The following is a 12,787-nucleotide window of genomic DNA, read 5'->3' on the forward strand; positions in this document are numbered from 1 at the left end:
GGCGATGAACTACTCACCGTGGCTTGCACATCCAGTGCAGATAGCGCCCCAAGCCGGCAAAGGCAGGGTGGCGACGGTGGGCCAGTTCCATTTCCAGCAAATCCGCGAGTTGGACCCTGGCCTGAAATTCAGGCGGCATATAGTCGTGGAAAACCCGTACACCACTTTGGGTTTCGACCTGCCACAGAGGTTCAAGTTGCGCTGCTAATTCGCGCGGATCAAGGGGTTGTTGCGGGGTCAGGCTTTGCTTTTCTCCCGCCATGTCATTTTTGCGCATTTTGCGGAAATGACCTTTGAGCAGATTGCGATAAATCAAGGCGTCGCGGTTATAAAACGCCAGCGACAGCCAGCCGTCTTTCCGGGTCAACTGGTGTAGGACTGGCAGGATCGCGTGGGGTTCTGCGAGCCATTCCAGCACGGCGTGACAGATCACCAGATCATAAGGTTCGGTCAGTTGGCCGAGCAATTGTTGCCAGGAGGCCTGAATGAAGGTCGCGCTTTGCCCTGCATCGGCAAAGCGTTGGCGTGCGCTGTCGAGCATGGGTTCGGCTGGTTCGGCCAACGTTACCTGATGCCCGTGTTCGGCCAGCCACAACGACATATGGCCCAACCCGGCACCGATATCCAGGACGCGCAGAGGCCGGTCAGGCAGGACCTCGATGAGGTCAGCCTGCAAAACGGCCAGGCGGATGGCACCTTTGGCGCCGCCATAGATTTTTTCGGCGAAACGGGTCGCGAGCAGATTGAAATGACGGTCGCTCATTTGCTGAAACGCCGTTCGCTGTCGGCCAGTTTGTTGCGCACCACTTGATCCATATCCAGCCCCAACTCGCTGCACATCAGCAGCAGATACAAGACGATATCGCCCACTTCCTGCCCGGCATGCGCCAGTTGTTCAGCAGGCAACTGCCGCGATTGGTCTTCGCTGAGCCATTGGAAAATCTCGACCAGTTCGGCCATTTCCACGCTGGCAGCCATGGCCAGGTTTTTCGGGCTGTGGAATGGGCGCCAGTCATTCTGGTCGCGGATCTGGTGCAGGCGTTGGGTGAGTTCGTCGAGGTTCATGGGTCTCTCCTGAAGGCGTGTAGCTTCAAGGGGATGACGGCCGGAAGCAAGTGCTTCGAACGGCTGGAGACACGGTGTGTGGCTTACCTGAGTGGCACAAAGGTTTTAAGCCGCTCGGGCTTCTTCTCGTGCGGCTTGTGATAACTGTTTATGGTTGCGACTCGCGTAGTTTTCCGCGATCACCGAACAGACGATCAGCTGCATCGGGTGATAGATCATGATCGGCAACAGGATCAGGCCCAGCCCAGGGTTGGCGCCGAATATCAGTGCCGCCATCGGTGCGCCGGCGGCCAGGGACTTTTTGCTCGCGCAAAACACCGCTGCCACTTCATCGGCGTGATTGAAGTTCAGGGCGCGAGTCGTGCGCGTGGTCATGAACAGAATGACTGCCAGCAAGACGCCACTGCCAATAAAGGCGCTGAGAATCACCGTATCGCCTTGCTGTTGCCACATGCCGGACACCATCGAATTGCAAAACGCGGCGTAGACCAGCAACAGGATCACGACCTTGTCGACGATGTTGGTGTAGCGCTTGTGCCGGGCGAAAAAGGTGCCGAGGAACGGACGCACCAGTTGTCCCAGCACCAGTGGCAACAGAAGCATTGCGCTCAAGTCGAGCAGGGTCGAACCCAGATCAATCCCGCCAGCACCCGTGCCAACCACCAGGCTCACCAGCCAAGGGGTCATGAAAATCCCGAACACACTGGACATGCTGGCATTGAGAATGGCCGCAGGAACGTTGCCCCCTGCGCTGCCGGTCAATGCAACCGAGGAGGAAATGGTCGAGGGCAGGGCGCACAGGTAGAAGAAGCCGAGCATCAACAGGGCGGGCATGTGTGAGCCGAACAGCTGGTTGCAGATCAACCAGATCAGAGGGAAGACCACGAACGTGAAGGCCTGCACCATGATGTGCAGTTTCCAGCTTTTCAGGCCGTGGCTGATTTGTTCGCTGGACAGGTTCACCCCGTGCAGGAAGAACACCAGAAACACCCCGATGTTGATCACATATTCGGCATGCATCCCGCCGCCGGCACTGCCGAAGCCCGGGAAGAAATACGCGAGCAACGTGGCGATCAGCATGCCGCAAAGGAACCAGTCCGTGACGACGCGTTTGAGGTGCTTGAATGCGTGCATAAATAGGTCGGCCTGATGTTGTGGAGACGTTATGGAAAGAGGGACGCGTTATAAAAGAGTTTTGTAAAAAAGGATGACCGAAGGCTAACCTGCGCGCGATGATGCCGTCTTGCGACATAAGGCCAATCGATAGCGACTAACGGACAACTTATGGGCTTTCGTCAGGGTAACGAGCGTCAGATACCTCTACTCAGCGCTTTGCCGCGCCCGGTCTATGCGCGGGCGGAAAGCCTGGGGGCGGGTTCCTGGACGCCGCCTCATCGTCATGACTGGGTGCAGTTCTCTTATGCAATCAGCGGCGTATTAGGCGTGCACACCGCGGAGGGCAGTTTTTTCGCGCCACCGCAGTGGGGCGTGTGGATTCCCGCCGGGGTCGAGCATGACGTGGTTACGTCGATGCGGGCGGAGATGCGCAGTCTGTATGTGCGCAAGGAAGACTGCAGTTGGGCGCCGGAGCGTTGTCGTGTGCTGGAAGTCACGCCGCTGGCCCGCGAGCTGATCAAGACGTTTTGCTTGCTGCCGCCAAGTTATCCACAGGGTGACAGCAGCGAGGCGCGGCTGGTGCAGGTGCTGCTCGATCAACTGGCCCATCTGCCGGAAGTCGGGTTCTCTCTGCCGCTGCCGCGTCATCCGCGTTTGCTTGGGCTGTGCAACGAATTGATCGAAAACCCCAGTCAGTCGATCACCCTGCAGGGATGGGCCGAGCGCCTGGGCATGTCGGAAAAAACCGTGATGCGTTTGTTTCAGCGCGAAACCGGCTTGAGTTTTCGTGGCTGGCGTCAGCGCGCGCGGTTGTTATCCTCGCTCAGCGCACTGGAAGAGGGCGAAAGCGTGACTAACACGGCCCTGTCCTGTGGGTATGATTCGACCTCGGCGTTCATCGCTGCGTTTAAAAGCCTGTTTGGCTTCACCCCGGGTGAGCTGTTCAAGCCTTGATGCCTGCGGTCTGATGTTTTTTGCAGGTCCGTCCTGGGGAATTTATGTTATCTGTAACGGCCATGGATAAAACTGCTTACAGCTTGCGTGGTCCCATCTGACTGGGCTCGGTTATGCTCTGCCCGGCATGGAAGCTGCTAAATAATTGAAGCCTTTCGTAAATCTCTGAAGGTCAAAGGTCGGCATCTACTACTCGCTGTGAGAGGATTGCCGTATAACGAGCAACAATCGCGTGTTTGGCAACGAAGGACCCACAATAAAAGCTGATGAAGACTCCAAAACGCATTGAACCCCTGATCGAGGACGGTCTGGTCGACGAGGTGCTGCGCCCACTCATGAGTGGTAAAGAGGCAGCTGTTTATGTGGTGCGCTGTGGCAACGAGCTGCGGTGCGCCAAGGTTTACAAGGAGGCGAATAAACGAAGTTTCCGGCAGGCCGCGGAGTATCAGGAGGGTCGCAAGGTTCGCAACAGCCGGCAGGCCCGAGCGATGGCCAAGGGCTCGAAGTTCGGTCGTAAAGAGACCGAAGATGCCTGGCAGAATGCTGAAGTAGCCGCGCTGTTTCGTTTGGCCAGCGCGGGTGTGCGAGTGCCCAAGCCGTACGACTTCCTTGAAGGCGTGCTGTTGATGGAACTGATCGCCGACGAGTTTGGCGACGCGGCCCCTCGCTTGAACGATGTGGTGATGGAACCGGACCAGGCGCGGGAGTATCACGAGTTCCTGATCAGGCAGATCGTGCTGATGCTGTGTACCGGTCTGGTGCACGGTGACTTGTCCGAGTTCAACGTGCTGTTGACCCCGGGCGGGCCGGTGATTATCGATTTGCCGCAGGCTGTCGATGCCGCGGGCAACAACCATGCGTTCAGCATGCTGGAGCGCGATGTCGGCAACATGGCTTCTTATTTCGGACGCTTTGCCCCGGAATTGAAGGCGACCCGGTACGCGAAAGAGATGTGGGCGCTTTATGAAGCCGGCATCTTGCACCCGGGCAGTCCGCTGACCGGTGAGTTCGATGAGCCTGAAGACCTGGCCGATGTCGGTGGGGTTCTGCGGGAAATCGAGGCGGCCCGTCTGGACGAGGATCACCGTCAGGCTGTCCGCGCCGCAGATGACGCGCCACCGAGCAAAACCGAAGAGCCGCCTCCACCCTGGATACAGTGATCCGCTAAATAAAAAATCCGGCTCAGGCCGGATTTTTTATTGGGCAGTCGGAATGCCTGCGGCCAGGATCAGTCGCAACACCTACCAGACGCCAGATCCTTGAGAATCGGACAGTCCGGGCGATGGTCGCCCTGGCAGTGCTCGACCAACTCTTGCAAGGTATCGCGCAGGCTGGCCAGTTCGCTGATCTTCTGATCCAGCGCCGTGATGTGTTCACGCGCCAGGGCTTTCACATCGCTGCTGGCACGCTGGCGGTCTTGCCACAGAGTCAGCAGTTTGGCCACTTCTTCCAGTGAGAAACCCAGGTCTCGCGAGCGCTTGATGAAGGCCAGCGTGTGCAGATCTTCCGGCCCATACAGCCGATAACCGCTGTCACTGCGGTGCGCGGCCTTGAGCAGGCCAATGGACTCGTAATAACGAATCATCTTGGCGCTCAGACCACTGTTTTTGGCGGCTTGACCAATATTCATCATGGCTCCTCAATCGATATCCTTCGGCTTCCAGGTTTTCAGCAGCAGCGCATTGCTCACCACACTGACACTCGACAGCGCCATCGCAGCGCCCGCCAATACTGGGTTGAGGAAGCCGAATGCGGCCAGGGGAATGCCGATCAGGTTGTAGACGAAGGCCCAGAACAGGTTCTGGCGAATCTTCGCATAGGTTTTGCGGCTGATCTCCAGCGCCGCCGGGATCAAGCGCGGGTCGCCGCGCATCAGGGTAATCCCGGCCGCATGCATGGCCACATCGGTTCCGCCGCCCATGGCGATGCCGATGTCTGCCGCCGCCAATGCCGGCGCGTCGTTGATGCCGTCACCGACCATCGCCACCACCCCGGTTTTTTTAAGCTCGACAATGGTCGCCGCTTTGTCGGCGGGCAGGACTTCTGCGTGCACATCGCTGATACCCAATGCTTCGGCCACCACGCGGGCGCTGCCGCGATTGTCGCCGGTGAGCAGGTGGCTGCTGATATGGCGTGCAGTGAGTTGTTGGACCGCTTCCAGAGCGCCGGGCTTGAGCGTGTCTCCGAAGGCCAGCAGCCCCAGCACCGAGGGCTGCGCGCCGCGCTCGATCAGCCAGGACAACGTGCGACCTTCTGCCTCCCATGCTTGCGCGGATTGCGCCAGGGTTCCCATGGTCAGGCCGCTTTCTTCCAGCAGACGGCGATTGCCCAGCGCAAGATCCCGACCTTGCACGGTCCCGGCAATGCCTCGCCCCGGCAGCGCCTGGCTGGCGGCGACCGCCTCGATGTTCAAATCGCGGGCCGTGCAGGCATCCAGTACGGCCTTGGCCAAGGGGTGCTCGCTGCCTTGTTGCAGCGCGCCGGCCCATTGCAGCAGGACGTCTTCGTTGCCATCGACAGCGCTCAAGTGGGCGATGCGTGGTGTGCCGGAGGTCAGCGTGCCGGTCTTGTCGAAGACCATGGCCGTGACTTCATGGGCACGCTCCAGTGCTTCCGCGTCCTTGATCAAAATGCCATAACGGGCCGCCACGCCGGTGCCGGCCATGATCGCCGTTGGCGTCGCCAGGCCCAGCGCGCAAGGGCAGGCAATCACTAACACCGCCACGGCATTGATCAGGGCCGTTTCCAGCGGCGCGCCAGCCAGCAGCCATCCCGCCAGGGTGAAGACGGCGATCACCAGCACTGTCGGGACGAACACCTGACTGACTTTATCCACAAGCTTCTGAATAGGGGCTTTGCCCGCCTGAGCATCCTCGACCAGACGAATGATCCGCGCCAACACGGTTTCCGCGCCCAGCGCCCGAGTCTTGACCAGCAAGCGGCCTTCGCCATTGATCGCGCCACCGGTCACCTTGTCGCCGGGCTGCTTGGGCACGGGCAGGCTCTCTCCACTGATCAAGGCTTCGTCGGCGTGACTCTGGCCATCAATCACCTCGCCATCCACCGGGAAGCGTTCGCCGGGCTTGACCACCACCAGATCGTCGAGGCGCAAAGCGCTGATGGCCACGTCCCGTTCTTGTCCATCGATCAGTTGAATAGCACGTTCGGGGCGCAGGGCCTCAAGCGCGCGAATTGCGCTGGCGGTCTGGCGTTTGGCGCGACTTTCCAGGTATTTGCCCAGCAGTACCAGTGCGATAACCACCGCCGAGGCTTCGAAATACAGATGCGGCATGCTGCCCGGCGCGGTGTTCGCCCATTGATAAAGGCTCAGTCCATAGCCCGCACTGGTGCCCAGCGCGACCAGCAAATCCATGTTGCCGGCACCGGCCCTGACGGCTTTCCAGGCGGCGATGTAAAACCGCGCACCGAGAATGAATTGCACGGGCGTTGCCAGGGCAAACTGCACCCAGGCCGGTAGCATCCAGTGCACACTGAATGGCGCCAGCAGCATGGGCAGAACCAGCGGCAGCGCGAGGGCAATCGCCAGCAGCAATGCCCAGCGCTCCCGGGTCAGTCGCTGTTGTTGGTTGTCGGCGTTGGCGCGAGTGTCTTCCAGCAGGCTTGCGCCATAACCGGCCTGGGTGACGGCCGCAATCAGCACGGCAGGGTCGATTGGCCCTGACGATTCGACGTGCGCACGTTCGCTGGCGAGATTGACGCTGACGGTTTTGACGCCGACAACTTTGCTTAATGCGCGCTCGACCCGTCCGGCACAACTGGCGCAGGTCATTCCGGTTATGGGCAATTCGAGCGTGTTGGACATAGGCATGGGTAACTTCCCTGAAGGCTATGCCTCAAGGATTAACCTTGCCACACGGGTAAGGTCAAGCCCCGATCAATATTCCAGCGCGGCCCGCTTCAGGTACATGCCATTGGGGCCCATGGCGATCCGGTATTTACTGACTTCGCCGGCCTTTATTTCAATGACCATGCTCGGGGGGACATCCATGCCTGGCGCGCACCCTGAGACCTGACCGGGCAGGAGACGCAGGCGAATAGAGGTTTTGCCTGGCGCCAGGTTGAAGGACGTTGATGTTTCCTGAAACAAACGCCCGACCAATTGATCCTGAAGATACAGACCGATCTCGCATGAGGTATTCACCTCCAGCCGCTCTCGGGAAATGATCAGGACGCCGTAGTCTTGCGAGTCGGCGTTGGCGAAGGGGACTGTCGCCCATAGGCCGAGGATGCTCATTAGGCTCAATACTGACCAGCGCATTGCTGATACTCCTGCTTTTAATACGTTTATGACGCAGCTTGGCCGAGCCGCGAGACGAATACCAGCCCGGCAGAAAAAAACAGGGCCTTGACCTTGCCATGATGGAAAGGTTGAACATGCCTGCAACCTTACCGAGGAGCAACAACATGCAACGATTCAATGTTCAGGGTATGACCTGTGGCCACTGTGTCCGGGCAATCACCCAAGCGCTGCAGGGCAGCGATCCGGCGGCTGATGTTCAGGTCGATCTGGCCAGCGGCGAAGTGCGGGTTGAAAGCACACTCACGGCCGAGGCCATTATCAGTCTGATCAGTGCTGAAGGGTATGCGGTGCAGGTGATTTAAACGATGCGCCGAGTGAGGGTGTCCCGGCTTTGCGTCGGCCCGATCAACTGAAAAATCTTGAAGTAATTTTCCCATCAAGACGCGCTAAGGATTCAGGACGGTTAGACTGGTAAATTACGCTGGACACAGTTTTGGATGCCTGATGAACCTGAGAATAATCCTGATTCTTGGCGCTTTGAGCGCTTTTGGGCCGCTGGCCATTGATTTTTATCTGCCTGGTTTTCCGGCGATTGCCTTGGCTTTTGGCACCGACGAAAAACAGGTGCAACTGACCTTGGCGTCTTATTTCCTGGGCTTGTCCATCGGCCAATTGGCCTATGGTCCGGTCGCGGATCGCTTTGGTCGGCGCGTGCCGCTGCTGGTGGGTGTCGGACTGTTCACCCTGGCATCACTGGCGTGCGCTTTTGTGCCCACCCTCGAGTGGCTGATTGCTGCGCGCTTCGTTCAGGCGCTGGGCGGATGCGCCGGGATGGTGTTGTCGCGGGCCATTGTCAGCGATAAGTGCGACGCCGTGCAGTCGGCAAAAGTCTTCTCGCAATTGATGTTGGTCATGGGCCTGGCGCCGATTCTCGCACCCATGCTGGGCGGCCTGTTGGTCAACCTGTATGGCTGGCAGTCGATCTTTCTGGTGCTGACGGTATTCAGTGCCGTGTGCTCGCTGGCGGTTGCGCTGGGCTTGCCCGAAAGCATGCCAGCGGAGCATCCACGCCATCCATTGGCCGGCGCGTTGGGGCAATATCGGCGGTTGCTGGCTGATCGGATATTTCTCGGTCATGCCTTGACCGGCGGCATCGCGATTGCCGGTATGTTCGCCTACATCGCGGGCTCGCCATTCGTATTCATCAAGTTGTATGGCGTGCCGCCCGAGCACTATGGCTGGCTGTTCGGTGCGAATGCTGCGGGTTTCATTCTGGTGGCGCAGGTCAATGCGCGCATATTGGGCAAGCTCGGGCCGGCGCTTTTGTTGTCTCGCGCGGTCTGGGTTTATCTGGCGGCAGCACTGGTTTTGCTCGGCATTGCCGGGCTGCACACTCAGGCGCTTTGGCCGTTATTGATCCCGTTGTTCATCTGCATTGCCAGCCTGGGCTGCATCATCCCCAATGCTTCGGCCTGTGCCATGAACGGGCAGTGGGCGAGGGCAGGGAGCGCGTCGGCGCTACTCGGGTGCCTGCAGTTCAGTGTCGCCGCAGGAGCATCCGCCCTGGTGGGCGTACTGCACGACGGCAGCGCAGTTCCCATGGCAATGGTGATCAGTTTGTGCGGGATTTTCGCGGTGAGTGCCGCAGTATTGACCCGCCGTTTGCAGCGCACGCGTGATGCGAGTGTGGCTCAAACGGCTCAGGTCTGAGGCTGCCCGAGTTGCAGGCCGGCCCTGGCTCAGCCGGTGGCTTGCTGGCGACTTTCGGGTAATTTGTGCGGAGCCCGCAGGCGGGATTCAAGCGTGTTGACGAAGGCGCGTGCTTCGGCTTCAGAGCGAAAACTCACGACGTGCTGATCCATGCGGACCTGCCACGGACCCCCTTGGGATTTTGCTGATTCACGTACCAGGACTTTCATTGCTGACTTCCTCCTGTTGGTAAGGCTGCAATTGTAGACCTGGATCAGGCGAATATAGTGATCCAGGTCAAACCTCAGACTGACGGTCTTAAGTGATCAAAAACCTTCGAGAACGATCTTGCCCTTGGCCTTGCCGCTTTCCAGAAACGCATGCGCGCGACGCAGGTTGGCGGCGTTGATGGTGCCGAAGTGCTCACCAAAAGTGGTTTTCAAGGTGCCGGCATCGATCAGCTCCGCGACGCGGTTGAGCAGTGTGTGCTGCTCGATCATGTCGGCGGTTTCGAACAGCGACCGGGTGTACATGAACTCCCAATGCAGTGACAGGCTCTTGCGTTTCAGCTTGCTGACGTCGAGGGACTTGGGGTCGTCGATCAAGGCCAGTCGACCTTGCGGCGCCAGGGCTTCGACCAACTGATCGAGATGCTGGTCGGTCTGTGTCAGGCTGGCCACGTGAGTCACCTGTGGCAGACCTGCGCGGGTCAGTTCTTCGTTCAGCGGCTTGCTGTGATCAAGCACATGATGCGCGCCCAGCTGGCGAACCCAGGCCTCGGTTTCAGGTCGTGAGGCGGTGCCGATAACGTTCAACCCCGTGAGCTGTCTGGCCAACTGAGTGAGCATCGACCCCACGCCACCGGCAGCACCGACGATCATCAGGCGCTGTCCGGTGTCAGTGGCGCCGTCAGCAATCTGCAGGCGCTCGAAGAGCAACTCCCACGCAGTGATCGCCGTCAGCGGCAAGGCTGCGGCATGGGCGAAGCTCAAGGATTTTGGCATGTGCCCGACAATTCGCTCATCGACCACGTGCCGTTCGCTGTTGGCGCCAGCGCGGGCGATGGAGCCTGCATAGAACACCTTGTCGCCCGGCTGAAACAGCGTCACTTCGCTGCCGACCGCTTTGACGATACCGGCCACGTCCCAACCCAGGACCTTGGCGTCGCCGCCTTCGGGTTGGACGTTCTGACGAACCTTGGTATCGACCGGGTTGACGGAGATGGCTTTGACTTCCACCAGCAAGTCCCGAGGGCCGGCAACCGGCTCGGCCAGCTCGATGTCCTGCAATGACAGGGGGTCACTGATCGGCAGGGACTGGTAATACGCGATGGCTTTCATGGGGCGCTCCTGAGAAATAAGACTGAATAAATGGCATGGAGGGATGATTGGCTATTTCTCTTAAAGATAAAACCCGCTAAAACTGCAGGCTCTTTCAATTTATTTTTGATAATGCGAGCGCGTGATGCTGCGTTTTGATGATCTGCAACTGTTTGTCCGGGCCACCGATCTGGGCAGCCTGTCCGCTGCTGCGCGGGTCATGGACATGTCGGCGGCGGTCGCCAGCGCTGCGCTCAAACGTATCGAACAGCAACTGGGCGCGCGTCTGTTGGCACGTTCGACTCGTAGCTTGCGTCTGACGGTCGAGGGTGAGGGTTTCCTCGAATACGCCCGCGCGGCTCTGAGCAGTCTGGAAGAGGGACAGCGTTTTCTGGCCAGCAGCCAGGATCAAGTCAGTGGCGTCTTGCAACTGTCGGCGCCCTCGGATTTTGGCCGTAATGTGTTATTGCCCTGGCTCGACGAATTCCAGCGCCAACATCCGTTGCTCACGGTCCGCCTGCTGCTGGGCGACAGGATTGCCGATCTATTTCGTCAGCCGGTGGACATCGCTCTGCGTTACGGAGAGCCGGAAGATTCGAGCCTGATCGCGTTGCCCATCGTCCCGGATAACCGTCGCGTGCTATGCGCCGCGCCGTCGTATCTGGCCCGTCATGGTGAGCCGCAACATGTGGAACAGCTGGCACAGCACAATTGCCTGCTGTTCATGCTAGGCAATCGGGTGCATGACCATTGGCGTTTCCATGACGGCAAACGTGAAATGAGTTTGACCGTGCACGGAGATCGTTTTAGCGACGATGCCGACGTCGTGCGCCTGTGGGCGTTGGCCGGGGTTGGCGTGGCCTATAAATCCTGGCTGGATGTTGCGGCCGATGTGCATGCCGGACGCCTGAAGCTATTGATGCCGGAGCTGCAAGGGGAACTTGCCCCGCTCAATGTGCTCTGTGCACACCGGGCGCAACTGAGTAAACCGGTCAATTTATTGTGCGAGATGCTCAGGTCGCGCTGTTCTGAATTGGCGCAACGACACCCTGACAGCAAGTGACGTCAGGTCCATGTTGCGGTGGCTTACAGCGGTAAGAGAATTGTCTGACAGTCGATACGCAGGCGCTCTGCAGAAAAAGGATTATCAAGTGTTTTAAGCGCAAACAACGCTGTTTTAAAGTCGTATTTTTTTGCCTGTTTTTTGTGTTTTTTCCGTAGGCATTTCCCTCGCGATGCACGCCAGACTTTTCCGACGATGACTGAGAGTGTCCAGCCAGCGCCGCTTTCACGGCAGCCGGGTAAATCGAGACGGGTTTTCGTTGGCCTGGGTGATGGCTGACTTTGCCTATAGCGTGTCGGCCAATCCCCTGCCGCGGTTTTAATCCCATTTCGTAACAGGGCGCTGGGCTTATACTTGGCGCCAGCGGTCAGGTCCGCATAAGTCGTCAAGCCAGGTCTGAGGTGCAGGACGCTACCAGGCAAGGCGTTATCAATGCAGATGTGAGAGGGGCGTTTGAGTCAGAAACGGTTGTGGCATGTAAGCGCTGCGAGATGATGTTCTGGGCGTACGAGGTCAAATACAGCCCTGGTTTTGGCGGCTTAGCGTCTTGGCTGAACCCGATTTGCTGTTCACTATGTCAGTGCAATAGACGAATGTTTCAACAGGGAGTGAATACATGGAATATGCACCTTGCATTAGCCAGATTGCCGCGCTGCTGGCTGACCCCAAGCGCAGTGCAATGATTTGGGCGTTGATGGATGGTACCGCCCGCCCCGCGGACGAGCTGGCTTTGATGGCTGGTCTATCCACTTCTTCGGCAGGTGCGCATCTGGCGCGACTGACTACCGGCGGGCTTTTGAAGCAGGAGGCGCGCGGTAGAAAGCGTTTCTTCCGACTGGCTGCACCTGAAGTCGGCACTGCAGTCGAGGCACTGGCCAATGCGTCGATGGTCAGCACCGATCACATCAGCAAAAGTGTGTCGCAAGCCATTCCACCCACACCGCTCTCGCCGCTACGCCGTGCCCGGATTTGTTCTGACCATCTTGGCGGAGAGTTGGCGGCGGAGTTGTATCAGCGTCTGTTAGGTGCAGGCTGGATCGAGCAACATGAGCAGCGCATCGAAGTCACCAGCAAAGGTGTCGCTCAATTTGCCGAGCGCGGCATCTATGTTCCTGCGCTGGCCCATCGAAAGCGCCAGACCGTTTGCGCTTGCCCCGACTGGAGCGAGCGCAAGCCGCATTTAGGCGGCGCATTGGGTGCAGGGTTACTGCAATTGTTCATACAGCTGGGCTGGTTGCGCACCAGCGATGAGTCCACCGCCTTGCAGGTCTCGACCAGCGGGCAGCGTGAGATCAGCAGAATAGCCTCAGCTGCCTGATG

15 protein-coding genes are annotated in these 12,787 nt (G+C 59.0%); 6 read left to right on the plus strand and 9 right to left on the minus strand.

Annotated elements, in window-relative coordinates:
• Nucleotides 1–13: 13 nt before the first annotated feature.
• From RHM55_RS18155 to RHM55_RS18165, 3 genes are all read right to left on the minus strand, one after another.
• Complete coding sequence (locus RHM55_RS18155; protein WP_322177672.1) at nt 14–763, minus strand: methyltransferase domain-containing protein; 750 nt, start codon at nt 761–763, stop codon at nt 14–16.
• Complete coding sequence (locus tag RHM55_RS18160) at nt 760–1,065, minus strand: nucleotide pyrophosphohydrolase (RefSeq protein ID WP_219062549.1); 306 nt, start codon at nt 1,063–1,065, stop codon at nt 760–762. Before RHM55_RS18160 ends, RHM55_RS18155 begins: the two co-directional genes overlap by 4 nt.
• 105 nt (nt 1,066–1,170) lie before the next feature.
• On the minus strand, nt 1,171–2,199 hold the full coding sequence (locus tag RHM55_RS18165) for a bile acid:sodium symporter family protein (RefSeq protein WP_322177673.1): 1,029 nt from the start codon (nt 2,197–2,199) through the stop codon (nt 1,171–1,173).
• Between the two features lie 129 nt (nt 2,200–2,328).
• Between RHM55_RS18165 and RHM55_RS18170 the strand changes: the two genes are divergently transcribed.
• Nucleotides 2,329–3,135 (plus strand): AraC family transcriptional regulator, encoded by an 807-nt coding sequence (locus RHM55_RS18170; RefSeq protein WP_416152025.1) that lies wholly within the window; start codon nt 2,329–2,331, stop codon nt 3,133–3,135.
• Between the two features lie 266 nt (nt 3,136–3,401).
• The gene (locus tag RHM55_RS18175; protein WP_322177675.1) at nt 3,402–4,295 is read left to right on the plus strand and encodes a PA4780 family RIO1-like protein kinase; all 894 of its coding nucleotides are present in this window, start codon (nt 3,402–3,404) and stop codon (nt 4,293–4,295) included.
• Nucleotides 4,296–4,363: 68 nt separating this feature from the next.
• Here RHM55_RS18175 and cueR read toward each other — a convergent pair whose 3' ends face one another.
• From cueR to RHM55_RS18190, 3 genes are all read right to left on the minus strand, one after another.
• Complete coding sequence (gene cueR / locus RHM55_RS18180; RefSeq protein WP_322177676.1) at nt 4,364–4,765, minus strand: Cu(I)-responsive transcriptional regulator; 402 nt, start codon at nt 4,763–4,765, stop codon at nt 4,364–4,366.
• 9 nt (nt 4,766–4,774) lie between these two features.
• Nucleotides 4,775–6,964, minus strand: a complete 2,190-nt coding sequence (locus RHM55_RS18185; RefSeq protein WP_322177677.1) for a heavy metal translocating P-type ATPase — start codon at nt 6,962–6,964, stop codon at nt 4,775–4,777.
• 66 nt (nt 6,965–7,030) lie between these two features.
• Nucleotides 7,031–7,414: a hypothetical protein gene (locus RHM55_RS18190; protein WP_322177678.1), complete on the minus strand. Its 384-nt coding sequence runs from the start codon at nt 7,412–7,414 to the stop codon at nt 7,031–7,033.
• 146 nt (nt 7,415–7,560) lie between these two features.
• Between RHM55_RS18190 and RHM55_RS18195 the strand changes: the two genes are divergently transcribed.
• A complete protein-coding gene (locus tag RHM55_RS18195) occupies nt 7,561–7,758 on the plus strand; it encodes a heavy-metal-associated domain-containing protein (RefSeq protein ID WP_322177679.1) in 198 nt (65 codons plus the stop codon).
• 142 nt (nt 7,759–7,900) lie between these two features.
• A complete protein-coding gene (locus RHM55_RS18200; protein ID WP_322177680.1) occupies nt 7,901–9,106 on the plus strand; it encodes a multidrug effflux MFS transporter in 1,206 nt (401 codons plus the stop codon).
• A gap of 29 nt (nt 9,107–9,135) precedes the next feature.
• Here RHM55_RS18200 and RHM55_RS18205 read toward each other — a convergent pair whose 3' ends face one another.
• Entirely contained in the window at nt 9,136–9,315 is a 180-nt protein-coding gene (locus RHM55_RS18205) for a hypothetical protein (protein ID WP_219062561.1), read from the minus strand.
• A gap of 96 nt (nt 9,316–9,411) precedes the next feature.
• The gene (locus tag RHM55_RS18210; RefSeq protein ID WP_322177681.1) at nt 9,412–10,425 is read right to left on the minus strand and encodes a zinc-binding alcohol dehydrogenase family protein; all 1,014 of its coding nucleotides are present in this window, start codon (nt 10,423–10,425) and stop codon (nt 9,412–9,414) included.
• Between the two features lie 124 nt (nt 10,426–10,549).
• Here RHM55_RS18210 and RHM55_RS18215 point away from each other — a divergent pair, with 124 nt between their 5' ends.
• Nucleotides 10,550–11,467: a LysR family transcriptional regulator gene (locus tag RHM55_RS18215; RefSeq protein ID WP_322177682.1), complete on the plus strand. Its 918-nt coding sequence runs from the start codon at nt 10,550–10,552 to the stop codon at nt 11,465–11,467.
• A 23-nt stretch (nt 11,468–11,490) separates the two neighbouring features.
• Here RHM55_RS18215 and RHM55_RS18220 read toward each other — a convergent pair whose 3' ends face one another.
• Nucleotides 11,491–11,856, minus strand: coding sequence for a hypothetical protein (locus RHM55_RS18220; protein WP_322177683.1), 366 nt, complete (start codon nt 11,854–11,856; stop codon nt 11,491–11,493).
• A gap of 227 nt (nt 11,857–12,083) precedes the next feature.
• Here RHM55_RS18220 and RHM55_RS18225 point away from each other — a divergent pair, with 227 nt between their 5' ends.
• Nucleotides 12,084–12,785: a helix-turn-helix transcriptional regulator gene (locus tag RHM55_RS18225; protein WP_322177684.1), complete on the plus strand. Its 702-nt coding sequence runs from the start codon at nt 12,084–12,086 to the stop codon at nt 12,783–12,785.
• The last annotated feature ends 2 nt before the right edge of the window (nt 12,786–12,787 follow it).

Origin of the sequence: Pseudomonas sp. MH9.2 (genome assembly GCF_034353875.1) — a bacterium.
In the GTDB taxonomy this organism is placed as follows: Bacteria; Pseudomonadota; Gammaproteobacteria; order Pseudomonadales; family Pseudomonadaceae; genus Aquipseudomonas.

Coding starts and splice junctions, on each gene's coding strand:
- RHM55_RS18160 (WP_219062549.1), bottom strand. CDS start 1,065: ATGAACCTCGACGAACTCACCCAACGCCTGCACCAGATCCGCGACCAG.
- RHM55_RS18205 (WP_219062561.1), bottom strand. CDS start 9,315: ATGAAAGTCCTGGTACGTGAATCAGCAAAATCCCAAGGGGGTCCGTGG.
- RHM55_RS18210 (WP_322177681.1), bottom strand. CDS start 10,425: ATGAAAGCCATCGCGTATTACCAGTCCCTGCCGATCAGTGACCCCCTG.
- RHM55_RS18200 (WP_322177680.1), top strand. CDS start 7,901: ATGAACCTGAGAATAATCCTGATTCTTGGCGCTTTGAGCGCTTTTGGG.
- RHM55_RS18165 (WP_322177673.1), bottom strand. CDS start 2,199: ATGCACGCATTCAAGCACCTCAAACGCGTCGTCACGGACTGGTTCCTT.
- RHM55_RS18185 (WP_322177677.1), bottom strand. CDS start 6,964: ATGCCTATGTCCAACACGCTCGAATTGCCCATAACCGGAATGACCTGC.
- cueR (WP_322177676.1), bottom strand. CDS start 4,765: ATGAATATTGGTCAAGCCGCCAAAAACAGTGGTCTGAGCGCCAAGATG.
- RHM55_RS18195 (WP_322177679.1), top strand. CDS start 7,561: ATGCAACGATTCAATGTTCAGGGTATGACCTGTGGCCACTGTGTCCGG.
- RHM55_RS18190 (WP_322177678.1), bottom strand. CDS start 7,414: ATGCGCTGGTCAGTATTGAGCCTAATGAGCATCCTCGGCCTATGGGCG.
- RHM55_RS18215 (WP_322177682.1), top strand. CDS start 10,550: ATGCTGCGTTTTGATGATCTGCAACTGTTTGTCCGGGCCACCGATCTG.
- RHM55_RS18225 (WP_322177684.1), top strand. CDS start 12,084: ATGGAATATGCACCTTGCATTAGCCAGATTGCCGCGCTGCTGGCTGAC.
- RHM55_RS18155 (WP_322177672.1), bottom strand. CDS start 763: ATGAGCGACCGTCATTTCAATCTGCTCGCGACCCGTTTCGCCGAAAAA.
- RHM55_RS18175 (WP_322177675.1), top strand. CDS start 3,402: ATGAAGACTCCAAAACGCATTGAACCCCTGATCGAGGACGGTCTGGTC.